21 protein-coding genes are annotated in these 25,429 nt (G+C 44.9%); 1 reads left to right on the top strand and 20 read right to left on the bottom strand.

The window, feature by feature from the left end:
• Positions 1 to 110: 110 nt before the first annotated feature.
• From mutY to A8806_RS16420, 12 genes are all read right to left on the bottom strand, one after another.
• Positions 111 to 1,841, bottom strand: a complete 1,731-nt coding sequence (gene mutY, locus A8806_RS16470) for an A/G-specific adenine glycosylase (protein WP_109732300.1) — start codon at positions 1,839 to 1,841, stop codon at positions 111 to 113.
• 212 nt (positions 1,842 to 2,053) lie between these two features.
• Positions 2,054 to 2,800 (bottom strand): amino acid ABC transporter ATP-binding protein, encoded by a 747-nt coding sequence (locus A8806_RS16465; protein ID WP_109732299.1) that lies wholly within the window; start codon positions 2,798 to 2,800, stop codon positions 2,054 to 2,056.
• Positions 2,790 to 3,482, bottom strand: a complete 693-nt coding sequence (locus A8806_RS16460; protein ID WP_109732298.1) for an amino acid ABC transporter permease — start codon at positions 3,480 to 3,482, stop codon at positions 2,790 to 2,792. The genes A8806_RS16465 and A8806_RS16460 overlap by 11 nt, the downstream gene beginning before the upstream one ends.
• 14 nt (positions 3,483 to 3,496) lie before the next feature.
• Positions 3,497 to 4,273: a basic amino acid ABC transporter substrate-binding protein gene (locus A8806_RS16455; RefSeq protein WP_109732297.1), complete on the bottom strand. Its 777-nt coding sequence runs from the start codon at positions 4,271 to 4,273 to the stop codon at positions 3,497 to 3,499.
• Between the two features lie 211 nt (positions 4,274 to 4,484).
• Positions 4,485 to 6,287, bottom strand: a complete 1,803-nt coding sequence (locus A8806_RS16450) for a CotH kinase family protein (RefSeq protein WP_109732296.1) — start codon at positions 6,285 to 6,287, stop codon at positions 4,485 to 4,487.
• An 11-nt stretch (positions 6,288 to 6,298) separates the two neighbouring features.
• The gene (locus A8806_RS16445) at positions 6,299 to 6,826 is read right to left on the bottom strand and encodes a DUF4956 domain-containing protein (RefSeq protein ID WP_330405396.1); all 528 of its coding nucleotides are present in this window, start codon (positions 6,824 to 6,826) and stop codon (positions 6,299 to 6,301) included.
• A complete protein-coding gene (locus tag A8806_RS26910; RefSeq protein ID WP_330405395.1) occupies positions 6,826 to 6,969 on the bottom strand; it encodes a hypothetical protein in 144 nt (47 codons plus the stop codon). Before A8806_RS26910 ends, A8806_RS16445 begins: the two co-directional genes overlap by 1 nt.
• Before the next feature lie 50 nt (positions 6,970 to 7,019).
• Entirely contained in the window at positions 7,020 to 7,691 is a 672-nt protein-coding gene (locus tag A8806_RS16440; RefSeq protein ID WP_242996139.1) for a polyphosphate polymerase domain-containing protein, read from the bottom strand.
• A gap of 132 nt (positions 7,692 to 7,823) precedes the next feature.
• Positions 7,824 to 9,056 (bottom strand): sensor histidine kinase, encoded by a 1,233-nt coding sequence (locus A8806_RS16435; protein ID WP_109732294.1) that lies wholly within the window; start codon positions 9,054 to 9,056, stop codon positions 7,824 to 7,826.
• Positions 9,053 to 9,727: a response regulator transcription factor gene (locus A8806_RS16430; protein ID WP_109732293.1), complete on the bottom strand. Its 675-nt coding sequence runs from the start codon at positions 9,725 to 9,727 to the stop codon at positions 9,053 to 9,055. Before A8806_RS16430 ends, A8806_RS16435 begins: the two co-directional genes overlap by 4 nt.
• 14 nt (positions 9,728 to 9,741) lie before the next feature.
• The gene (locus A8806_RS16425; protein ID WP_109732292.1) at positions 9,742 to 10,569 is read right to left on the bottom strand and encodes an undecaprenyl-diphosphate phosphatase; all 828 of its coding nucleotides are present in this window, start codon (positions 10,567 to 10,569) and stop codon (positions 9,742 to 9,744) included.
• Positions 10,563 to 11,408: a Cof-type HAD-IIB family hydrolase gene (locus tag A8806_RS16420; protein ID WP_109732408.1), complete on the bottom strand. Its 846-nt coding sequence runs from the start codon at positions 11,406 to 11,408 to the stop codon at positions 10,563 to 10,565. Before A8806_RS16420 ends, A8806_RS16425 begins: the two co-directional genes overlap by 7 nt.
• A 195-nt stretch (positions 11,409 to 11,603) precedes the next feature.
• Between A8806_RS16420 and A8806_RS16415 the strand changes: the two genes are divergently transcribed.
• Complete coding sequence (locus A8806_RS16415; protein WP_109732291.1) at positions 11,604 to 12,770, top strand: cell wall hydrolase; 1,167 nt, start codon at positions 11,604 to 11,606, stop codon at positions 12,768 to 12,770.
• Between the two features lie 99 nt (positions 12,771 to 12,869).
• Here A8806_RS16415 and A8806_RS16410 read toward each other — a convergent pair whose 3' ends face one another.
• The 8 genes from A8806_RS16410 to A8806_RS16375 form a co-directional block, all read right to left on the bottom strand.
• Positions 12,870 to 13,625 (bottom strand): aminoglycoside phosphotransferase family protein, encoded by a 756-nt coding sequence (locus A8806_RS16410; protein WP_109732290.1) that lies wholly within the window; start codon positions 13,623 to 13,625, stop codon positions 12,870 to 12,872.
• A 284-nt stretch (positions 13,626 to 13,909) separates the two neighbouring features.
• Positions 13,910 to 16,528 (bottom strand): bifunctional acetaldehyde-CoA/alcohol dehydrogenase, encoded by a 2,619-nt coding sequence (gene adhE, locus A8806_RS16405; protein ID WP_109732289.1) that lies wholly within the window; start codon positions 16,526 to 16,528, stop codon positions 13,910 to 13,912.
• A gap of 349 nt (positions 16,529 to 16,877) precedes the next feature.
• Entirely contained in the window at positions 16,878 to 18,203 is a 1,326-nt protein-coding gene (locus A8806_RS16400; protein WP_109732288.1) for an ABC transporter substrate-binding protein, read from the bottom strand.
• A gap of 129 nt (positions 18,204 to 18,332) precedes the next feature.
• Entirely contained in the window at positions 18,333 to 20,147 is a 1,815-nt protein-coding gene (locus tag A8806_RS16395; RefSeq protein WP_109732287.1) for a glycoside hydrolase family 43 protein, read from the bottom strand.
• A 4-nt stretch (positions 20,148 to 20,151) separates the two neighbouring features.
• The gene (locus A8806_RS16390) at positions 20,152 to 20,958 is read right to left on the bottom strand and encodes a carbohydrate ABC transporter permease (RefSeq protein ID WP_109732286.1); all 807 of its coding nucleotides are present in this window, start codon (positions 20,956 to 20,958) and stop codon (positions 20,152 to 20,154) included.
• Between the two features lie 4 nt (positions 20,959 to 20,962).
• Positions 20,963 to 21,838: a carbohydrate ABC transporter permease gene (locus A8806_RS16385; protein ID WP_109732285.1), complete on the bottom strand. Its 876-nt coding sequence runs from the start codon at positions 21,836 to 21,838 to the stop codon at positions 20,963 to 20,965.
• Positions 21,839 to 21,901: 63 nt separating this feature from the next.
• Entirely contained in the window at positions 21,902 to 23,464 is a 1,563-nt protein-coding gene (locus A8806_RS16380; protein ID WP_109732284.1) for a response regulator, read from the bottom strand.
• Entirely contained in the window at positions 23,452 to 25,182 is a 1,731-nt protein-coding gene (locus tag A8806_RS16375) for a sensor histidine kinase (protein ID WP_109732283.1), read from the bottom strand. Before A8806_RS16375 ends, A8806_RS16380 begins: the two co-directional genes overlap by 13 nt.
• Positions 25,183 to 25,429 lie beyond the last annotated feature (247 nt).

Genomic DNA, 25,429 nt, shown 5'->3' with positions numbered 1-25,429 from the left:
TTTATGTTGTGCCATACAGTCTTAACCGTTCCTCATAATACCTGTCAGGATATTACAGCAATTATAACATAAATCAATATGGGTTTCAAGAAAACAGAGCGGACTCTAAATTAAAGTACATATCTCCTGTATGCCTCAAAGGCCGACGGAATGGAGTATTTTTCTTCAATTTCGTCTTTCCGGGCAAATATCATTTCTTCACTGCAGTTTTTTTCCAATTCATCCACCTTAATCTCATATCCGATCATATGCCACTCTACATGGCTGAATATATGCTTGGCACTCTCTGCCTTTTTAATCTGGATCGGAGCAAGTCCGATGGAATTACTATATTCTATGACCTGTTTTCTCGTAAGATGTCCCTCCACATTGGGAAGTTCATATAATCCCGCAAGAAGCCCCTTTCCGGGACGCTTCTTAATGGCGAGTGTATCCCCGTCTTTCAGAATCAGGACTGTTCTCTTCTCAATCCTCCTGGCCTTTGCCTTTGTCCTTACAGGCAGTTCTGTCTCAATCCCTTGCTCATGGGCCTGACAGAGATGTGAAAGAGGACACTGTTCACACTTAGGCTCTCCGTTTGGCACACACACGATGGCACCCAGTTCGATCAGCCCCTGATTAAAGTCTCCCGGTGCGTCTGGTGGAATCACTTCTTCCAACTCTTCCTCTATACCAGTCTTCACACTCGCTCTCATAATGTCATCTTCCCTTGCAAGAAGACGCGATACGACCCGCAGCACGTTTCCGTCAACAGCCGGCTTCGGCACTCCATAGGCAAAAGAGCTGATGGCACCTGCCGTGTAGCTTCCAATGCCCGCAAGCGACCGGATCTCCTCATAACTTTCAGGGAATTCCCCGTGAAAATCTGCCATAATCTGCTGGGCCGCTTTCTGCATGTTCCTGACACGGTTATAATAACCAAGCCCTTCCCACAGCTTAAGGAGCTTATCTTCATGAACCTCAGCCAGCTCTTTCACTGTCGGCAGCTCTTTTAAAAACCTCTCAAAATACGGCTTCACCGCCTCCACACGGGTCTGCTGGAGCATAATTTCAGAAACCCATACACGGTATGCACTTATATCATGCCGCCACGGGAGGTCGCGCTTACTGCTTCTGTACCACTCCACCAGCGGGAGTGCAGCCTCTTTTAAGAGCGGATTCCCCAGCACAACAGGCACTGGTTGATCCAGTTCGATGCTCTCAGGGGTCACTATACTGTCATAGGCAAGCACTTTGACACCAGAAGCCCTTGCTTTCTTCAAAGCCTCCCCGAAAGCGGGATGCGTATCCATATTCGGGGTAAAATAGCGGATCGGCTTCATCTGGATCACAAATATAATATAAGCCTCATACCCTTCTTTTACAGCAAGACACAATTCCTCAACATGTTTGACCGCCCGCTCACTCGGGGCATCCGGGAAACGTGCCACACCGTCTTCTTCCAGCGTTACTCCCTTCACCTCAATAAAGATTTTTCTTTCCCCGGATTCCACATACAGGTCAAATCTCGAATTGCCGTATGTTGTCTCCGGCCTTACATATGGCTTCTCACCGAAGAGATTCCCTTTTTCTATGTATTCCTGAACGACCCGGTTCGGAATCTGGGAATCCATATTCACAAGAATATCTCCTTTTTCCACGGCAATCAGGTCCCACTGCGTCTTCCGCTCAGGGTTATCACTCTTCTGTACATAAACAGGTGCCGAAGGCTTCAGAAGTTCTGCGCATCGCCCGGTGTTCTTAACATGGATAGTTTCCTTCTTTCCGCCAATCTCCGCATATGCAATAAACCGGTTCGGGCGTTCCAGAAATACAGCCTTATCTATTCTTTCATATCTCATATATCCTATCTTAGTCCTTTTCCTATCATTTATCTGTTATGAAATAAGTTTAGCACGGAACACATGTTTTGTAAAAAGAATTTCCCTTTTCTCAGAAATTCCCTTCCCTCAAAAATCCCCTTTCATCTGCAAAAACCCCGGAGCATATCAATCGCTCCGGGGTTCTCCCTCTGGCCGGCAGTGAATGCCGTACCGAATCTTATATTTTAATTTTACAATATCTTGGAGAGGAAATCTTTTAACCGTGGTTCCTTCGGATTCTCAAAGAATTCTTTGGGCGCCCCCTGTTCCTTTATCTTTCCTTCGTCCATGAAAATGACCCTTGTCGCCACTTCTTTTGCGAATCCCATCTCATGTGTCACAACAACCATCGTCATGCCGTCATTCGCAAGTTTTTTCATCAACTCCAGTACTTCCCCTACCATCTCAGGATCCAGTGCTGACGTCGGTTCATCGAACAGCATTACATCCGGGTCCATTGCAAGGGAGCGTATGATTGCGATACGCTGCTTCTGTCCGCCGGAAAGCTGGGACGGATAAGCGTTTGCCTTCTCTTCCAGCCCGACCAGTTTCAAAAGCTCCATTGCGCGTGCCTCGGCCTCTTCTTTACTCTTTTTCAAGAGCTTGATGGGCGCTAACGTAATGTTCTGAAGGATCGTCTTATGAGGAAACAGATTAAAATGCTGGAATACCATCCCCATCTTCTGGCGGTGTCGGTCTATGTCTGTCTCTTTACTCGTAATATCCACGCCTTCAAAATAAACCTGCCCTGTCGTCGGTACTTCCAGCAGATTCAGGGAACGCAGGAACGTAGACTTACCGGAGCCTGACGGCCCTACGATAACAACAACCTCGCCCTTTAAGATTTCTTCTGACACCCCGTCCAATGCATGAAGCCTGTTGTGATAAACCTTATGAAGGTCTTTTACTTTTATTAATACATCTCCATTAGTGGTCACTGCTTCTTAACCTCCTCTCCAGCATATTTACAAGCTTTGTAAATATCATTACCATGATGAGGTAAATGAAGGCTACGGCCAGCAGCGGGAACAATGCGTCATATGTACGGCTTCGTATGATGTCGCCGCCCTTTGTCAGATCCTGGAGCGCTATGTACCCGGAAACAGATGTCTCCTTTAACAGTACGATAAATTCGTTGCCGAGCGCCGGCAGTACATTCTTGAAAGCCTGCGGCATAATGATATAGATCATCGTCTGTACATAATTGAACCCGAGACTCCGTCCTGCCTCAAACTGCCCGTTGTCAATCGACATGATTCCGGAACGGAAAATCTCAGAAACATAAGCACCTGAATTCAATCCAAACGCCATGATTGCAACTATTACTTTATCCACATCTGTGCTTGCAAAAATAACAAAGTAAATAATCAGCAGCTGCACAACAACCGGGGTCCCCCGGATCACGGTCAGATAGATCTTGCAGATAACATTCAGTATTTTTAATTTTCCGGTCTTATCATATGTAGAACGTACAATCGCTACCAGAAAACCAATGACGATACCTATAATAACTGCGAAGAAGGTTACCTCGAGTGTAATTCCCAGTCCTTCCGCTATATATTTCCAGCGGTTATCTTCTATAAAATTTTGATAAAATTTATCCTGGAATGTCTGCAACATAATGGGTGCCTCTTTTACTCGCCGTCAGCGCTGATATATTTTGCTACGATTTCATCCAGCTTTCCGGAATCCTTTAATGTAGCAAGTGCTTTGTTGATGTTCTCTTTCAGTTCGTCATTTCCTTTTTTCACTGCAATTGCATACTCTTCTTCTGTAAAAGCTTCGTCCAGAATCTTTAATCCTTCTGCATCTTTTACAAATTCTTTCGCCGGCTCACCGTCGATCACAACTGCGTCAATCTTGCCCTGCTGTACAGCCTGGACAGCCTCGAATCCCTTGTTGTAACGCTCTACTTCTGCGTCTTCGATATCATCTGCATAAAGGTCGCCCGTTGTTCCAAGCTGAACACCGATCTTCTTGCCTGCCAGATCATCCGGCCCTGTGATAGCGCTGTCTTCTTTTACAATAATAACCTGTGTTGCAGTTGCATATGTATCCGTAAAATCAACATTTTCCAGACGGTCTTCTGTTACTGTCATTCCTGCTGCCCCGATATCCGCTTTACCGCTGTTAACGGCCGTGATAATGGAATCAAATGCCATATCCTCAATCTTCAGTTCCATTCCCAACTCCTCTGCAACTGCTGCTGCGATATCTGCGTCGATTCCGACTACTTCATCTCCCTCGTGAAATTCATACGGCGGGAATTCTGCGTTTGTTGCCATAATCAGAGTCTCTTTCTTTGCAGAATCTCCTGAATCGGATGTATCTGCTTCCTTCTTTGAACCGCAGGCGGTCATAGATAATACACATGCTGTCACTAATAATAAGCTTAAAACTTTCTTCTTCATCTTTTCATTCCTCCAAATTTCTCTTGATATGCATAATAATGCACATTATCTCTATATTTTATCATGTTTTTTCCAAAAAACAAGACGTAGCCTTATTTTTCCATTAATATTCTGCAAAACTTATCATTAATAAGGTGTCTCTCTGGAATCCGGATACATCTCATGTAAGCAGTACAGGGAGGCCCACTGACGGACCTCCCTGTACAATATCTTATCTGCCTTTATTTTTAGAGCCTCCCATCCCCATCATATTTCCCATAGACCCCATCGCAGAGACCTCGATGTCTCCTGCATCTATCAACGCGCTGTCATCTTCCCCCTGCCCGTCAGACGTCGACGGGATCGTGCCGTCCAGCTGTCCGTTTATGCTTTCGGCCCGCAGCAGGCAGAATTCCTTCAACGTCGATACGCCTTCCTCAAACTCTTCATACGTGCAGAACTTCGTTGGATCATTTTCCACGTACGGAGCAATCATCTCAGAGACGGAATCAATCATTTCCTCAAAGTAACCACTGTCAAAATATTCTGAGATAAATTCTGCAAAGTACTCATGATATATTTCCGTGTATGCTTCCTCATTGAAAATCCATGCAAGCATGGGTCTTGATTCTACCGTGCCACCCGATACAGGGGTGTCAATCGGATAGTTGACAAGACTTCCGGCATCTGATCCAGACATGAAACCGCCGAAGGCCAGATTATAGTCCCACGGTATCATAGACATAACACCGTCCTCCTCGTAGAGGTAATAATTGTGAATCATAGAACCGGTATAGCTGTCAAAATTGCAGACAAAATTATGCACCACGAAGTACCGGATCACTTCGTCCACATCCACAACGCTTTCTATATCCCCGCCTTCATTAAGTGTCTTAAGGGACTCTATCAGACGTTCCTTGTCAGCGTCTGACACATTTGTTTTCGCGTTATCAAATATATTGCTGTAGCTGTCCTGATCATCATCAGAATAAATTAGGGAGACGTCATCGCTGCCCATCCCCATGCCGCCCCCGTTGGCAGGCATGGCTCCGTTACCCGGCATATCACCCATTTCAGGCAGTGTCCCATCTTCCGGCATGTCACCCATATCAGGCATGGCACCATCTCCCGGCATGTTACCCATATCGGGCATGGCACCATCTTCCGGCATATCCCCCATATCGGGCATGGCACCTTTTTCCGGCATTGTTCCCGTATCAGGCATATCATCCATATCAGGCAGCGTCCCGTCTTCCGGCTGCCCGCGGCCTCCCGGCTTCATCCCGCCGCCAGGCGTGGCTTTTCCGGACGTGTCTTTGCCGCTGTCTTCCTCCGTATCTGCCTCCCCGTCCTGTCCGGACCGTTCTTCGAAGTCCTCCATGTCGAATCCGCCGCCGTTACCGCGTCCGCCGCCCATGCTTATGCTGTCAGGTTTGTAGAGTTCTCCGTAGTCACTGCCATAATTCCGCGTAAGAAAGCTTTCTTCCACGCCCTCGACCGCCAGATACAGGCCCCAGTCTTCGCCGTTTACTGTAATATTCGCATAACTGCAAAGAGGCGCATCCACACCGAAATAGCCCATCATCTGATATGAGAGGTAATCCTTCATATAGGTATTGTCCTGTATAATATTGTTAAGGCTGATTTTATCAAGACCATAGTAGTTCTTTGCGTCATCGTAGTGGTCAAACTCTATCTTAAAACTGTACCTGTCGTTTCCATATGCAGCCACCGAGCTGAGAGATGTATTCCCCTTTGCACGGATTCCTACATTTTTATACGCCTCGTTGTCAATCACTACAGCGCATATCGTATATTCCTCATTCGTACATGTCTCTAGGAATCCGTCCCAGTCATCCATTACTATATCAATTGTATGGACCGACGAAGTATCGAACAGTTTCCCTTCATACCCAAAAGCAGACGAGACAGTCTCGACTCCGAGAGCTTCTGCATTACAGAATACGGCCGTCAGAATGAAGACAGCCAAAAGGACGGCACAGCAGATCTTATCAATATGTCTGTGTGTAGACATGGCACCGCCTCCTATCCCATATATTCTCCGTTATAGCTGACAAGCACGGCACTGTTCACACCGTCCATTTCAGAAAGTATATTAATGAAATCCGTATTTTCCTCCTTCATGCGGATCTCCATGTTCAGCTCAATCGCCCCTTTCTGCGCGGTCTTGCTCTTAACCACACACCGCTGTACCTGTTTATCCAGAAAATCCTTTGCCTTTATCTCACTGTCATGACTCTCACAGCTGATTACAACGATGTATGGATTCACATAGGATTTCTTATTCACAAACACAAGCAGGATTACACCGATTACGACGCTCCCGATTACAGCAAGCGGAATCATCCCTGCTGCCAGAACAATCCCCACGGCAATTGACCAGAACAAAAATGCAATGTCAAGTGGTTCCTTTATCGCGGTCCTGAAACGTACGATAGACAGAGCGCCAACCATACCAAGTGACAGCACGACATTTGATGTTACCGCCAGAATAACGACAGTCGTTATCATTGTGAGTGCAATGAGGGTTACCCCGAAACTGGAAGAATACATTACTCCCTGAAACGTTTTTTATAAACAAGAAAAATAAACATCCCGAGCCCGAATGCGAGCACAAGGGCAATCAGCATATCTAAAATACTGATACTGGAAACATTCTCAAGAAAACTGGATTTAAAAATATCATTAAAAGTCATTTTATAATTCTCCTTTAATTTACTGTATTTTTTTCACTCTCCGCACCATACTATCCCCAGACCCTGCCGGCCGCATATTTAGAAAAGGCTGCGGTCCGGCGGCCCTGAAGTTGCACGGCATCACGTATTACCGAGGGCAGGTAAGCATCCCATTTCACCTCCAGGATAATCGGATCTCCCGGCGCCGGGACCGTGATGCAGTCCTGATCCAGAATATCCGTACACCTTAAACCAGTGCGGATATTGTAGTCCAGAGTAACCCGCACATTTCCGGGACCGTATACAAAGGGCTCCCTCATATAATCTACAATTGTTCTGGGCCTGAGCCCCTGCTGCATCATTTTACTATATAGCTCTATTACAAGCTCCCGTTTACTGTCCGCCATCCATTCATACTGCCCGCCGGCAATCGCCTGCGCTTCCCATACAGACAATTCTGCAATTTCTTTCCGGCAAAGACCATTGTATTTACTCTTCTTCTCCAGATGAATCAGAGAAACATCATGATTATATAAACGTATCCGGAACTTCTCACGCATGTTTACCCCGTCTATTTTTTCCCTGAGGACCTTATCCGCAGGATTGTCAAAATACAGACTCCGGATCTCATACTTTCCATTGGCCGCATTCTCATCTATCTTCGCGACAGCCCGCAGGCGCTGCCTGAGGGTAATCAGGTCAGAGAAATTAATCTCGTGCTTCCACTCATGCCTGTAATTCATGTAAACACTCCTTTCATAATTATTTAACACACACTTTACATGGGCAACCTTAGATGAACCTTAGACTGTATTTGAATTTTAGACGCAAAAAAATGCTATGCATCTAGTATCCCTTTTTGCATAGCATTTCTCCTATAAATCAATTTGAAAACTAATCCCACCGCCCTCATATTTTGCGGAAATCTTTCCTTTATGCACCTCGACGATCGCCTCGGCAACTGACAGCCCAATCCCGTAGCCCCCGCTTTTCTGGGTCCTTGCGCTGTCGCCCCTGTAGAATCTGTCAAACAGCTTTTCCGGTGTCCCTTCCGGCAGACTGTCACAGGTATTATTTACATGCAGCCTGACTTTACGGTCATCCTTTCTCAGGATTACGCCGATCTCGCCATCTTTGTTCGTATATTTTACTGCATTATCCAGCAAGATTGATATCAGCTGCATGATGTTCTCGCGATTCGCATGGATCATCACATCAGGCTGGATGTCCTCATGAATGGAAATCCCCTTTAATGCCGCGGATTCATAGAACGGGTGCAGCGTGTCCTCCAGAAGCCTGCTGACGGAAAAATCCTCTTTCATAAGCTTAGGCCCTGCCTCGTCCATCTTTGAAAGTGTCAGCAGATTCTGCATCAGGCCATTTAAGCGGATCGTCTGATTACGGATGTTACGGCTCCACTTACTTTCCCCGCCGTGCAGTTCCATTGCATCTGTATTCGCCATGATGATGGCCAGCGGTGTCTTGATCTCATGTCCCGCATTCGTAACAAACTGCTTCTGCTTCTCCATATTTCTTGCTATCGGAAGAATCGCCTTCTTAGAAAGCAGAATCACGAGCAGGAGCATGCAGCCCCAGCACAGAATTCCTATAAATATGGAAAGAAAGAGCACCATCATCGTAGAATGGCGCTGGAGGGTCGTATCCAGAAATATAATAACCTGTCCCCTATTGTCACGTGCAGGGGCTGATTTGTACTTAAATGAATGTATGCTGCCTGTATCACCGGTACGCTGTACCGCTTCCTTTGCATACTCCACAGCCTGAGCCTCTGTCACAGACGAAATCCGGCTTATATCAACCTGTACGGTTTCCCCCTCTGCATTCAGGCGCACAAGGAAATATCTCGCCGACAAGGCTGTATCTTCGTTCATAGGCGGCTCCAGAAACCCCTTCTTTTCTTTTCCCTGAGGTGCCATATCCGGCGGAGCCATCCCCTCGTTCTGGGAAAGCATATCAAGCATCACACCCTCCTGCCGTCCTGATATAAGGGAATAACCTATATTAATCGCCCCTAACAGGACAAGCAGCAGTATGGTTATAGCCAGCATGGCTGTCGTGACAAATCTTTTCTGAAGCGTCTTTATCATTCGTTTACCTCCAGAGTATAACCAATATTGCGTTTTGCCTTGATTTCCACATTTGCATTTAGGGCCGACAGCCTTTTGCGGAGATAGGAAATATAGACCCACACGGTCCCCAGCTCTGCATCTGTATTGTATCCCCACACTTTGACAAGAAGGTCCTCTGAAGAAAGATAGATTCCCTGATTCAGCATCAGGAGCTCCATCAGCTGATATTCCAGTTTCGGTAGTACGAAAGCCTGACCATTCCCGCTCAGTTCATAGCTGTGCAGATTCAACTCAATATTGCCGCATTTTAAAATGTCCGGGGTAAATTCCTCACGCCTTCTCAGCATTGCCCGGATTCTCGCCAGAAGTTCCCCCATAACAAATGGCTTCGGAAGGTAATCGTCAGCCCCGAGGTCCAGCCCCTGTATCCGGTCTTCCACCTCGGCTTTCGCTGTCAAAAGCAGGACCGGTGTCCTTAAGCCCTCCTTTCTAAGTTCCGTCAGCACCTCAAGCCCGCTCTTCTTTGGCATCATAATATCGAGTATAATCCCGTCATAATGCTCTTCCCGCGCATAGGCAAGCGCTTCTTCCCCGTCAAAAACAGCGTCCACTACATATTTATGAAACGTCAGAATATCCACAACTGCCTCTGACATCTCCGGTTCATCCTCAGCAAACAGTAATTTCATAGTCGTCCCGCCTTTTAAGCAAATGCTGCTGTAAGTCCGAAGTAGAGCAGGACAATCGCACCAAGTACAATCCGGTAATAACCAAATGCCTTAAAGTCATGGTTCTTGATATACTGCATCAGGAACTTAATCGCAAATATAGATACTGCAAAAGATATCACACATCCCAGCAGAAGCAGGAATATTTCCATCCCTGTAAAACTAAATCCAAATTTAAATATTTTTAAAAAGCTGGCCCCAAACATGACCGGAATCGCAAGGAAGAATGTGAATTCCGCCGCAACTCCCCTGGCAGCCCCGACCAGCAGTCCGCCGATGATCGTCGCACCGGAGCGTGATGTTCCGGGGATCAGTGCCAGTACCTGAAAGCATCCGATAATAAGGACCATCGGAATCGTCAGGTCCGACAGGCGTCTGACTGCCGGTTTCTTATGCTCGTGCTGCTTCTCTACCACAATAAAAGCTATACCATAGAGAATCAGTGTAATTGCCACTACAACGTAATTCATCAAATGTGCATCAATGAAATCATCGAACAAAAGACCAATCACAGCAGCCGGTACGGACGCAATCAATACCTTCACCCACAACTGCAGTGTCAGCATCTTCTGCTTCTGTGTCTTTGTACTGGAAAACGGATTCAACTTATGGAAATAAATCACAACAACCGCCAGAATCGCCCCAAGCTGGATCACCACGTTAAACATGGATATGAAGCCTTCGCTCATCTTCAGCTTTACAAACTCTTCCACCAGAATCAGGTGCCCCGTGCTGCTGATCGGCAGCCATTCTGTTATTCCTTCTACAATCCCCAGAAAAATTACTTTTAATGCTTCTAACATAGTTCTCCTCCTCTAAGAGCAAATTTTTCTATCGCCTTTGCCGCCCCCTGCTCATCGTTCGATACCGTTATGTAATCAGCAGCTTCTTTCACTTTTTCTATGGCATTCCCCATAGCAACCCCCAAACCGGCCTCTTTCAGCATATCGGCATCATTGTCTCCGTCTCCGCATGCCATAATCTCTTCCCGCTCTATTCCCAGCATTCTTCCAAGTTCTACGAGCGCTGTACCCTTATTGACCCCGGACGCATTAATTTCAATATTATAGCCCAGAGAACCGACCAGGGCGAGACCATCCTGCTGCTCCAGTTCAGCCCATGCCGCCTGTCTTTCGTCCATATCAGCAAACAGCCCCTGTATCTTATCCATGTCCCTGTTCTGTTCGTTCACCAGCCCCATAATATCGGGCACCGCCTTTCTTGTCGTCAGCAGATATTCCCACATATACGGGTTGTGATGATAACGTCCGATATGCTTCATCTTATCTGCATCAGCGTACCCCTGTCCGTCAAAGTATACCTCTTGTAATGTATCATATTTTGCCAGAGTTTCCAATGCTTTCTTCGCTTTTTCCAGAGGAAGAAGCTTTTCAATCAGGACTTTATTTTCCTGCATATCAACTACCCTTGCCCCGTTCGATGTAAGTGCATACCGGATGCCCGGATAAAGCCTGAGTTCTTCCGGTATTCCCATGAACGGCCTGCCTGTCGCCATCAATACGATAATCCCCTTTTCTATCGCCTCATGCAGTATCTGTTTTGTGTAAGGCAGAAGTTCCTTCTTTTCCGTTAACAATGTCCCGTCTAAGTCCAGCCCGATCATCTTTATATTATATTTCATCTGATTCCCATTCCTCATACTTTTCTTATATTTTATAATTTACTAATCTCCCGATTTATGAAATAAGTATAACTTATTTTATCAAAATTTGCGTATTAAAGCAATTTATAGTATAATACAAACGCAAAACAATTTTTACCCTGTACAGGCTTGCCTGCAGGAAGTAAAAAACAATTAAGAAAGGATTTGGAAATTATGAAATTGCGCTCAAAACGCGGAGGACGGGCCATACTGGCATTTGTTTGTTCTCTCGTATTAGTACTTTCCGTTTTCCCCGTATATGCAGAGGACCAGGAAAGTCTGAAAAGCAAAACTTCTGATTTGCAGGATCAGCTTAGCGGCATCAACAAGGATCTTCTGGCCATAAGTGACGAGATCTCCACTGCCGAAATGCAGGTCGAAATAACTAATGGTGAAATCCTAAGAACGAAAGATTCCTTAGATGAAGCCAAGGCTAACGAGGCTAAACAATACGATGACATGAAGACCCGTATTAAGTATATGTACGAAACCGGCAACGCAACACTTTTAGAAATGCTGTTTTCAGCAGAAAGCATGACAGATTTCTTAAACAAGGCGGATTTTATCCAGAATATCAGCGACTATGACCGGGACATGCTGACCGAGCTTCAGAAGACACGTCAGGAAATTGCAGATAAGAAAGAAACGCTGGAAGCACAGCAGACTTCCCTCGTGGCGATCCAGAAAGATCTGGAAAAACAGGAGGAGCAGCTTAAGCAGAAGGCAAAGGAAACCTCAACGGATCTGGAAACATACAAAGCACAGCTCGAAAAGCTTAAGGCAGAAGAGGCTGCAAAAGCCGCGGCTGCTGCCGAAGCTGCTGCAAAAGCGAAAGCCGCCGAGGAGGCAAATGCAAAAGCCAACGCCAGTACTTCCGGTAATAATAATTCCGGAGGCAGTAATTCCGACAACGGCAGCTCAGGCGGCGGCAATTCCGGAGGCGGCGGGTATGATGACAGTGTTGTAAATGGCGGAGCCACGAATGTCGGCGGAAGTGATCTGGATGTATTCGCAGCTATACTGGACTGTGAAGCGATGCATGATTACAACTCCATGCTTGCTGTCGCAACGGTGATTATGAACCGTGTTTACAGTCCTATATTCCCGAATAGTATTACAGACGTTGTCTATGCTTCCGGGCAGTTCGAACCGGTTTGGTCCGGAAGGCTCGATGCTGTACTGTCGAGCGGCGCCAGTGATCTGGCATATACCGTGGCACAGGATGCGATAAATGGGGCAAGGCTTGCCGCAGTACAGGACTGTTACTATTTCCTCTATGCAGGGGCAACGGACAGGCCCGGCGTTAATATTGGCAATAACCTGTTCTTCCAGGGCTGGTAGGCACGAAATCCGGCTTAAAAAGAAGCACTGTACTATGGCGCATATTACTATGCATGCCATAATACAGTGCTTCTTTTATTTTTAATTTATCTTCATTCCTTACTGATAATCAAAAACGTCAATCCACTTCATAAGGAAATCTTTTTCCAGTTCATTATCCTTTGTCAGCTGTGCGGCTGCGACGATCGGGAGCCACTGCTGTACGTACTGCATTGCTGTATCGCTCTTTCTGCAGAAAGTTTTCATATACATATCTGCCGCTTCCTGATCCTTCAAAGCGAACAGCAGGTATGTCATAGCTGCATCAGCGCTTGCATTTCCCTGTGTGGCATGTGCCCAGTCGACCACTGTCATCTTGCCGTTCTTTGCAACGATAACATTGCTCGGGTTAAAATCTCCGTGGCAGACTTTATTATGCTTCGGCATGCTTTCCAGTCTCGTGAGAAGTTCGTAGCGTGTCGTTGCATCCACTTCTTTCAGGCTGTTGATCTGGCTTGACAGCTTATCTTTCAGTTTATTCAGGCGCGGAGATGTCTTGCTGTGTACCGTAATCTGGAGGTCTACGAAGTCTTCCATATATTTCTCCAGATTGCCCCTGTCGCCTTCCATCATCTCTTCCAGTGTCTTTCCTGCCTTGTATTCAATTGCAATCGCCCATTTGCCGTCAATCTGGGTGACTTCCTTAACCTTCGGGATATCCAGACCGGTATCTTCCACTCTTGCTGTATTCAATGCCTCATTAAATACATCTGACTTCGGATGTGTCGTTTCAAATACTTTGACTACGCTGTCATCACATTTGTATACTTTCTTATAAGGACGTTCTACGATTAAATTTTTTTCTTCCAGCTTCATAAGTTATTCCTCCTGATTTTGCTGCCGTTTTTTAAGTTGTTTTTATTATACATCAACTTTTTTAACAATGTAAGCCCCCTATGCAAATTTTGTGCAATTTTTAACTAAGTTTTTTATGGTTTATATATTGTTATTTTTTTAACCAATAAATTACCCATGCAGAAGGCGGGAGGTTTTCTCTATCACGCACAAATGCAGGAGCGCGGCACCTAAATGCCGCGCTCCTGCCCGTGAGAAAAAATTTATCCTTATTGGACTACCAGGGTCAATAAGTTTTGAAAGGCTTATTTGCCGTAGTAGCATTTTAAGTAGAGCTCTTTGATTTCCTTCATTAATGGATATCTCGGGTTAGCTCCTGTACACTGGTCATTGAATGCCTGCTCTACCATGTCATCCAGTGTATCGAGGAAGTACTTCTCATCGATACCGTAGTCTTTGATTGTCTTCTTGATACCGATCTTCTCTTTCAGGTCTTCCAGTTTAGCGATGAAGTTATCAAATACTTCCTGATCATCCTTTCCTGTGCATCCTGCAAAACGTCCTAATTCAGCATATCTAGCAAGTGCATGTGGATACTGGTACTGTGAGAATGTACCCATCTTGGTTGGTACTTCTGCTGAGTTATATTTCATAACCTCTGTCAGGATAACTGCATTTGCAACACCGTGTGGCAGGTGGTGGAAAGCACCCAGTTTATGAGCCATAGAGTGGTTCAGTCCGAGGAATGCGTTTGCGAATGCCATACCTGCCATACAGGAAGCATTTGCCATCATTTCACGTGCCTTCGGATCATTAGCCCCGTTCTCATATGCTGACGGCAGGTAATCAAATACGCTCTTTACAGCCTTCATAGCCAGACCATCTGTGAAGTCTGTTGCCATGATAGAAACGTATGCCTCGATTGCATGTGTCATAACATCGATACCGGACGCGCTTGTCAGTCCCTTCGGCTGGGTCATCATATTATCAACATCAACGATTGCCATATTCGGAAGCAGTTCGTAGTCTGCCAGCGGCCATTTAACGCCTGTCTCAGCGTCCGTGATGATTGCGAACGGTGTTACTTCGGAACCTGTTCCTGAAGAAGTAGGGATCGCTACAAAGTAAGCTTTCTCTCCCATCTTAGGGAATGTAAATACTCTCTTTCTGATGTCCATGAAGTCCATAGCCATATCTTCGAAGTTTGCTTCCGGATGCTCATACATTACCCACATAATCTTTGCTGCATCCATTGCAGAACCACCGCCGAGTGCGATAATTGTGTCAGGCTCGAAGGACCGCATCAGGTCAGCACCCTTGCGTGCACACTGCAGTGTCGGGTCCGGAGCTACTTCGTAGAAGCATGTATGCTGAATTCCCATCTCGTCCAGTTTCGCTTCAATTGGTGCTACATAGCCGTTCTTATACAGGAATGAGTCTGTTACGATAAATGCTTTCTTTTTATTCATAACTGTTCCAAGCTCATCCAGTGCCACTGGCATACAGCCTTTCTTGAAGTAAACTTTTTCAGGTACTCTGAACCAAAGCATATTTTCTCTCCTCTCAGCTACTGTCTTCACATTCAGTAAGTGTTTTACTCCTACGTTTTCAGATACGGAGTTTCCGCCCCATGAACCACATCCCAGTGTAAGGGACGGAGCCATCTTGAAGTTGTACAGGTCCCCGATACCGCCGTGAGAAGAAGGTGTATTAATAAGTACACGGCAAGTTTTCATTGCTGCCGCATGTTTTGCTATTTTTTCTGTCTGTGCAGGATGTACGTAAAGTGATGCTGTATGTCCATATCCGCCGTCTGCTACCAGCTGGGCTGCCTTTTCAAGTGCCTCATCAAAAGTTTTTGCTTTATACATACCAAGTACAGGAGATAATTTTTCGTGTGCAAATTCTTCTGATATATCAACTGATTCCACTTCACCGATCAGGATCTTTGTATCTTCCGGAACATCTACACCGGCCAGCTTAGCGATCTCATATGCTGACTTTCCTGGAATCTTGTTATTCAGGGCGCCGTTGATAATGATTGTCTTACGAACCTTATCCAGTTCTGCGCCTTTCTTCAGGAAGTAGCATCCGCGGTAAGCGAATTCTTTCTTTACTTCGTCATAAATGCTGTCCAGTACAGTAACTGACTGCTCGGAAGCACAGATCATACCATTATCAAATGTCTTAGAGTGGATGATGGAGTTTACTGCCATCTTCACATCTGCTGTATCATCAATAATTACAGGTGTATTTCCAGGTCCAACACCGAGTGCCGGTTTTCCTGAAGAATATGCAGCCTTAACCATTCCCGGTCCGCCTGTTGCGAGGATAATATCAGAATCCTTCATAACAGTGTTTGTCAGTTCCAGTGACGGAACATCGATCCACCCGATGATTCCTTCCGGTGCACCTGCTTTTACAGCTGCGTCCAGAACAACCTTAGCTGCTGCGATTGTACAAGCCTTAGCTGCCGGATGTGGGCTTATGATAATAGCATTTCTTGTTTTCAGACAAATCAGGGTCTTAAAGATTGCCGTAGAAGTCGGGTTTGTCGTCGGGATAACTGCTGCTACCAGACCGATCGGCTCTGCAATTTTTTTAATACCAAATGCAGGATCTTCTTCGATAACACCGCATGTCTTGGTATTCTTATAAGCATTGTAGATATATTCTGCTGCATAGTGGTTCTTGATAACCTTATCTTCTACAATACCTCTCTGAGTTTCCTCTACTGCCATCTTAGCAAGCGGAATTCTCATCTTATTAGCTGCAAGGGCTGCCTCATAAAAAATCTTATCTACCTGCTCCTGTGTGAAAGTAGCAAATACTTTCTGCGCCTCACGCATTGCTTTCATTTTTGCTTCCAGTGTTTCCACGCTGTCAACTACCTCAGGTACTACGACCTTATCCTTCTTTGCCATTTCAATTTTTCCTCCCGTAATTGAATTGTTTTTCTTAATTACAGGTATCAGTATATCCTATCGTTAAATTATTGTCAATATACCTTTTGTCAAACTTTTAACGTTATATTTTTAACATTTATTGTGTATATTGCACAAAACACCTGAAATCAAACACAAAAGTTAAAAAGTCCAGTATAATAAAAAAACCTAAGACCGTGTCTTAAGCTTTTTTTCTATACTGGTTTGGCTATGCTGCGAATTCTTCCAGAATCCCTTTTTCCTCACTTTGTATCTCCGGCTATAACTTGGTCTGTTCGTAGCCGGAGATACTTTTTGCTAATTACCTGAATCACATTTCAACTGGTTATTATTCCTGTGCATCTGCCACAGACTGGACGGCCGCGAGCTCTTTTGCCGGATCTCCCCCTGCTGCCACATTCTGCATCGCAACCTGGATTGCTTTCTCAAGTTCACTATTTGCAAGTTTTCTGTTTCCTGCCGCATCTGCCACATATTTATTAACATTGTCGATTGACTGCTGCTGCAGTTCTCCATCCACATCTCCGGTGTAGGAAATCTCATCAGATACAGGAGACCCCTGCAGGTAATTCACCCAGTACTGCTGTCCCTCACCGTTTGCCAGATACTCTATGAATTTCATAGCCGCTTCTTTTTCCTTGCAGTCCTTGTTCATACTGATCATCACATCCACGCCTGACGTTCCAAGGATTTCATTGCTGTCTGATACAGACGGGAACGGTTCCATGCCGATGACATCCTTGCTGCTCTGGATCGCCGTGCCTTCCAGTTCTGAGTTAGAAGGGGATGTTGGTCCTAAATGCCAGGAGCCAGTCATGAAAAATACTGCTTTTCTTGCAAAGAAGTACTGGTCACGTGCATCCGGATAGGTTGCCACGCCAAGAGCGCCGTCCTCAAAAACCCCGTCCGTGAAAAGTTTCTGCCATGCTGTCATCGTATCCACAAAGCATTGGTCCGTCCATTTGCGTTCACCTTTTTCAGCCTCATAGACTGCACCGTTCTCAAATTCATTGGATGCCTGTACAAACCAGTCAGAGTTTACCCAGTCATCCGCTGCCCCTGCTGCAACACATACATATCCATGTTCTTTAGCCTTTGCCGCTGCATCCTTCAATTCTGCATATGTAGTCGGAACCTTATCAATACCGCACTCATCCATCAGTGTTTTGTTATACATCAGTGTCGTCATACCTGCAACCAGAAGCGGCATTCCTGCCATTGTCCCATCTTCTGTCGTGCACTGTTCTACCGCGTTTTCGTTAATCTTATCTGACCAGCCATCCCAGTATTCATCTGCCGTCTCCTTCATGTCTACAGAGAACTTTGCGTACTGTTCCATCATGGAGCCAGTCGTCATACCGTAGAGATCCGGACCTGTACCGGAAGCCATCGCTACCTGTAGCTTTTCAAAAAAGTCATCCTGCTCGGTACGGGTATAATCAATTTTAATATCCGGGTTTTCTTTTTCAAACCCTTCAATTAGAGCATCCGACTGGTCATTGGTCGGAAGCCATGACCAGAAACTTAGTGTGACCTTGCCATCCCCAGATGCATCCTCTTTTTTTGTTTCTTTTCCATTCGATCCGCATCCTGCCAGTGACATAACCATTACTGCTACAGTAAACAAGGCAAGAAATTTTTTCATTCTCTTCATTACTTTTTCCTCCTTAAAAGTTTTCTGTAACCGTTCAGAACTATGAACCGTTACCGTTTGTTTTCTTTTTCTGTTATTAGAATACACGAATTTTTTCCCTGTATTCACTCCATTTTTTTGCCTTTTCATTTAATTTTTTGCAAGCCGGTATTCTGTTATTTTGCTGTTTGTCAGACAAATCTGCACTGTCCTCTCGCTGTCGGCATTCTCCCAGATTTCCAGCCTTTTGCCATCTGCAATCAGCCATTCCTTACTTCCACGGCGAATGTAATATACAGAATATGCACGGTCTTCATGCTCGATGGAAACACTCTGCCCGTCATCCCATTTGAAAACTGTGCTGTTATCAGCGGCACAAGCCGCTTCAATCTGAAACTCCTCCGTAAAATCCAGAAATTCACATTTTTTCTCCAATTTTAACGTGTTTTCTAAGCTGTGCAGGCCATCTTTATCAGCCACTGCCGAACTCACGCAGTAGATTTTCCCCAGATCCTGCAGGCCTCCGGCTTCCAGAACCACTCCCCTTGTCAAAACAAAACTATGCATCTCCACCTTTGAAAAATGAGAAATGATACCCACTGTACTTTCTCCCTGAGCTGTGACACCAGAGTGGACTTCAAAGGATATCTCAGGCGCATAGTCAATCCGGAGTTCATACCTGTGAAACTTCTTTTCAATGTGGATCAGGTGGGGCACAGTATGTTCAAAATTCTTTTCCAGTCTTTGAGTCAGAATACAGTTCTGAATTCCATCCACTTTCTGTATGGCCTTTACTTCATTTTTCCCGCTGCATATCTGAACTTCCAAATAATTATTTTCATTTTTATAATCAGCCAGGATACCATAACGCATTCCCGTATGGCTGTTTTCAGTAGATATCCAGAATTCAGCGATGTAAAAAGGGCTGCCCGGGCAGAACATCTGCCTATCTGTAACAAGGGTATCCTTTTTTCGGATGTTCGGATGTCCCGGCGATTCCTGCATATGGTTAGATGGTCCGAAGCAGACAACTTTATCCCCGCTGAAATAAAGAGGTTCTATATACATCTCGCGCTGTTCTATATCCGGATCAAGTGTCTCCTCTGCCTTTCTTCCGTGGTAGATAATCCAGTCATCCAGCATATTCGGTGCTTTCTCTACTGTGTTGTGCCCAGTTCCCTCCACCATTTCATTCTTCTTCAGGAGAGGATACCAAATTTCACCTGATGGATATTTTTTCCAGTTCATATCCATCAGGCTGTCTTTGCAGGCAGCAACGGTCGTGCCAACAAAATAATCTTCGTTTACATACGCATTCGCAGAATAAAGCAGCCAGAACCGCTGTCCCCGCACAATGGGAGCCGCCCCTTCAATGGTGTACCAGTCACGGCCGTCACCGAACCGGTTCTCCTCATAGATTTCCTGTTTCAGAGTAGGCAGAATCACTTCCCTCGGAGTTTTGGCAAACTGCTCCGGTGATACCATTTCGTCCACCAAAATACAGGTTCCGGCAATCTTCTCATCTGCCCCGATCCAATCGTTAACGGAATAGAACATATACAGTTTTCCACCCCACATCACCGGGTGGGAGTCAATGGAAAATTTTTTAAAGAACGTTTTCTTCCAGACGAACGGTCCTTCCGGGCGGTCCGACACGGCAAGTTTCAGACATTCCTCATGACAGTCCGATGAATCAGCAGGCACATTGGAATAGTACATATAAAAGGTTCCATTGATATAGATAACTGAGGGAGCCCAGTAATTCCTGTAGTCGTCTTCCTTTATGGCATATCCTTCACAACTCCAGTCGGTCAGGTTCTCTGATACACTGATCTTTACGCCAGACTCGTCTGTGGCATAGCAGTAATAGTTCCCGCACCAGCGCAGGATATATGGGTCTGGATTCGTGTGCCTTTTTCCGTCCGTAAAAGGCACAGGATTACAAAACATATTATTTTCTCTCATTTCTCTATCCTTTCACTGAGCCAGATGTGATGCCGGACACCAGAAACTTCTGGCTAACCAGATATACCAGTATTGATGGCAGTGCCAGCATGATCATGACTGCATATATCCTCGCTACATCCACCGGGCTCTGATACGTGCTGGACATAAAGTACTGGGCCGCAAGAGTCACCGGATAATTTTCCTCACTCCTCATAACCAGAAGGGGGACCAGATAATCATTCCATGAATAAATAAAGGTCAGGATGAGTACATTGGCAATCATTGGGACACTTAAAGGAATCATAAACTGGCGCCAGATACAGAATGATGAGCCACCGTCTATCCGTACACTCTCCAGCAGTTCATCTGGTATTGTATCAAAATAGTTCTTCAGCATCAGAAGCATCATGGGCGAGTTAAAGGCAATCAAAGGGATGATCACCCCAAAGTGCGTATCCAGCATTCCCAGATTCTTAATGGTGGCAAATAACGGGCTTGTTACCGCCGCCACCGGAACTGCCAGACATGCCAGCATGGCTCCGTATATAATCTTCTGACCCCTGAAGTGCATTTTGGAAAACGCAAATGCTGCCAATGCGGTAATCACGGTTACCGTGACCGCTGTCACCACCCCAATAAATAAACTGTTGGAAATGACGCGGAAATAATTTATTTTTTCGTAGTTTAATACATAAGCATAATTGCCAAACCCATTGATCGTAAAAGATTTCGTTAAAGCAATGATCAGAGGCAGAATCCAGATAAGGGCAAAGAATATCAGGACTGCATAGGTCGGCAAAACTGATCTCATTTTCTTTTTTAATTTCATCTCCCTAATCCTCCTTTCCCAGTTTAATCTGCAGGAATGACATAATCATCGCAATAATCAGGATTGCAACCCCAATGGACGCCGCACCGCCTGCATTGAAATCATTGAATGCCTTTTCATACAGATATGTATTCATAACTGTTGTGGCTCTTCCCGGGCCGCCTCCTGTCAGCAGCTTGACCAGGTCGAATGTCTTCAAAGAGCCTACAATGCCAAGAATGATCAATACATTGGTGGTACCCTTCAGCATAGGGAATGTCACCGAGAACGTGGTTCTCCAAAAGCCTGCCCCGTCAATCTTCGCTGCCTCGTAGATATCATCCGGCAGGGCCATCAGTCCTGCATAGTAAGTAATCATGGAAAAGCCCATCCATTGAAAGATATTGACCACAATTACCGAAATCAGGGCGATTTTAGGATCTCCCAGCCAGCTCTGTGCCAGTCCCCCTAGATGGATTGCCCTCAGGAACTGGTTGAGTGTCCCGTTGGTCGGATCCATAATAATCTTAAATATCGCTGTAATAATTGATGTAGCCATCGCAATCGGCAGGAAATAGATTGCCTTAAAGACATTTGACCCAAATAATTTTCTTTTCAGGAAGACTGCCAGTATAAATCCCAATAAAGCCTGTATAAATACTGTCCCCACAAAGAAAATGATGTTATTGGTTACGGATTTCCAGAAAACACCGTCTGCCAGCATTTTTGTGTAATTTTTGAGTCCCACGAACTGGAAGCTGTCGGACATGCCGTCCCAGTCCGTAAAACTTACAAAAGCCGTATCAATAATGCAGTAATATACCAGCGCAAAGGACAGCACCAGCAGGGGCAGGATATACAGATACGCTATCTTCTCATTCTTTTTTCCTAGTTTCTTCATTTACCTTTCACCTCCATAAACCAAAGTATAAAGGTAAAAAGGGGAAAAAAAGACAACATATTTTTAGCTATTACTCTGATTTTTTGCTGTAAACTCGCTGGGCGTCATGCCTTCTATCTCCTTAAAGACCTTGAAGAAATAGTTGTAATTCCGAAATCCGGACATTTCCACAATCTGTTTCATGGACATGTCCCCACGGATCAAAAGGCTTTTTGCCTGATTCACTCTCTGATGGTTTAAGAACTCCACAAACCGCATTCCCGTCTCTTTCTTGAATTCGCGGCTCAGATAGGTATAGCTGCTGCCCACCAATTCCGCACACTTCTCCAGAGAGATGTCACTTGCGATGTTATGCCCTATATATTCGATAATCTGCCCAACTGGTGCACAATACTGCTGTTTCCTTTCTATTCTGAAAGACTGGATGCTCCAATGGAGCTGTTCCAGTATCTCACTACGGAACTGCTCATATTCCTCATACTCCCTCATGATTGACAGCGTATCCTGTTTCTCCTTTTCTCCCAGAATTCCCTTCTGCTGCAGTAAATTCAGGATTGCCCCGCAGCTTTGGAAAACGCGCTCCCAGGCAAAACGTTTCTGTTCCATGAATCCCAGCATATCGTATATAGTATCAAGGCAGCTCTCCATATGGTTTGACAGTTCAAATGAGAGTTGTTCCCAAAATTTCCCCGGCAGTTCCCCGTTATAATACGTGATTCCTTTCGCCACTGCAAAAGAAAGAATCCGGTTCCCTCCCAGATACAGTTTATCCTCCAGCAGTTTTTCCATCTTTAAGGCTTCTGAGACTGCACTTTCCAGATTTCCGTGTATCTCACCGTTGATTACCGTAATGGTAGTGTCCAGCATTCTTATGACCTGCCTCTGCAGACGGTCAACCAGATTGCTCTGGGAATTAATCATATAAAGCATGCTGCGTTCTTCTTTAAAAGAAAGAAGGAGAATCATATGGTTCTTCTTTGTCATATAAATCAAATAGGGGTATTTATCCGCCAGTATCTGTCCAAGCATGTCAAGAATTGCGTTGCATATATCCTGTTTGTACTCGTACGGATTGACCCCCTTATGTAGTTTAAAATCAGGACTTATGGCTAACGGCACAATATTCTGGCAGCCGAAATCAACTTTTCCCTCTTCCACCAGCAGTTGGATCCTTTCCGGCGAAAATTCAGATTCTTCATAGATACAGTATCCCTTTTTCCGATATATTTCCTTCCCTTCAGGTACAATGCGGTATCTGTCCCGCACCTGGTCCAGTACCTTAAGAAGCTGTTCCTTTGTAAGCTCATGCTTGAGCAGATAGTTTGCCGCCCCATTGATAAGGCTCCCCCTGACATAATTGAAATCATCGTATCCGCTGATTGCAATTACGGGAAGGTATTCGTCAATGATATGGACACTCCTCATCAGTTCTACACCGTTTATCTCAGGCATCTGCATGTCACAGAGCAGGATGTCGGTTTTATTTTTCCGAAGCCATTCCAGTACAGCCTTTCCATTTGCAAAATCAGCAGCCACTTCATAGGTGCTGCTATCTTCCAGATATTTTTTTATGGTATTTCGCGCGGTCAGTTCATCGTCCACTAGCACAATTTTTATTTTTGCCATTGTGTATCCTCCTTTATCACCGGAAGTGTTAAAATACATCTGGTATATTTCCCTTTTTCACTTTCATAATCCAGTCCATAAGGTTCACCAAAGTATAAGCGGATTCTCTGGTTGACATTCACAACACCGATTCCATTAAATGACCTGTTTTTCTGTTTCCCCTTTTTCAGAATATCCTCAGCTTTTTCCATTGATATTCCTTCTCCGTTATCCTCTACAGCAATTTTCAAATAATCCCCCTGTATCTTTGCCAAGATCACTATCCGCCCCTGTCTGGACAGGTCCTCCGGCATTCCATGATAAATAGCGTTCTCAACAATAGGCTGCAGGATGAACCTCGGAATAAACAAAGGCAGCGTGTCTTCATCTACATCTTTTTCTAGCAGAAAATCATAACTTCCGCTGTACTCCATAATCGTCAGATAATTATCCACGTATTCCAATTCGTTCTTAAGATGGATGAATTCCTTGTCCTGATGCATGACATTCTGCAGGAGTGAATTCAAAGAGTTCACTAAAGGGATAATATTATCTGCATGCTGTATCTTCGCCATCCATACTACGTTATTCATTACATTTGAGACAAAGTGGGGATTGATCTGCGCCTGCAGAAACGCCATCTCATTGCGTCTTTTTTCCCGCTCCTCTTCTGTCACGCGGTCCATCAGTTCCCGGATACGCAGTACCATATGGTTAAACGTCCTCCCCATCTGGCCGATCTCGTCCTCCTCTTTCACTTCATAGTTGACTGTCAGATCTCCCGTGGACACACGTTTCATTTTACTGCTTAAAACGCTGATTTCCGTTGTCATTCTGGATATTAAGATCGCAGAGCCCAGCAATGCAAGGAAAATAATAACAGCCGTAATGACGGCACTCATGAGCGCAGTCCGCTGAATGTCTGCCGTATAAAATTCAGACGGGATTGCCATATGGAAGGTCCATCCCACGCTCTCTGCCTGATAGGTATTCTTTGCATAACCGTTTACCAGAGAATCAAGCTCGAATGCTTTGCTCTCATCATTTGAAAAGATAACAGCCCCCTGTTCGTTGACCACCTGAAAAAAGCTGCCTTCCGGAAGGTTGGCAGAAAACATCTGGTCTATAACTCCATAGTCAAAATATAAAATGACATACCCCATGATCTGCCCTTTGTCATCTACGATCCCCCGGACCGCCGGCAGCACATAATCACTGGAAACAGTAGACTTCAGTCCTTCAAGATGGAGGGGTTCCATCATCACCATAGAATACTTAAGTTTCTCCTGATCCAGCTTTGTAATATCATCATAAAGTTTCTTTTTATCCTGAATAATATAATTAGTAGAGAAAACACACTCTTGATTGGCTGCAACAGCGATTCCCGAAATATAGTATTTATATCCGTTCAACCCCTTGATATAATCCATGATTGTCCTGCGGTTATTCAGATAGTTCTGGTTCCACTGCCCTTCCCGGCTGATTTCCTCGCTATTGAGCCGGGTTACAGGCTGAATAATGTTTGTTTCATTGGTGGCAACCAGTGTCGTCATGTAGGAAGTATCTGTCAGCAGGTACTCAAATGCGTGATAGGCATCCCTCATCGCACTTTCGGACACATTTTTCAGATAGGTATTCGACAGTCTGGAACTAGTGTGATACCAGATGCCTGTAATTATGATTCCTATAAACAGCAGTGTCGCCATCCATGTAAGCAGTATCTTATTTCTGATTCTCATATTTGCTCCTCCTCATAAACACCTTTTTTCATTATAACCGAATTTATGCAAATATTTTATATAAATCTTTGCGTATTACTCTTCTTTTTTGCTGTGTCTTTAAGCCATTCTGGCATAATATTTACTAATTCCCGATACTATGCTGAAGATTACGCATCGGGAACTGAATATTTCAAAAGACAAAAAAAGAACAGAAATATGAATCTCTTCATATCTCTGCTCTCTATATTTTCTAATTGCTGGTAGA

The organism is Faecalicatena orotica (assembly GCF_003149245.1).
Taxonomy (GTDB): Bacteria; Bacillota; Clostridia; order Lachnospirales; family Lachnospiraceae; genus Faecalicatena_A; species Faecalicatena_A orotica.
Note: the sequence above shows the minus strand (reverse complement) of the source record. Positions and strands in the feature narration are given on the sequence as shown.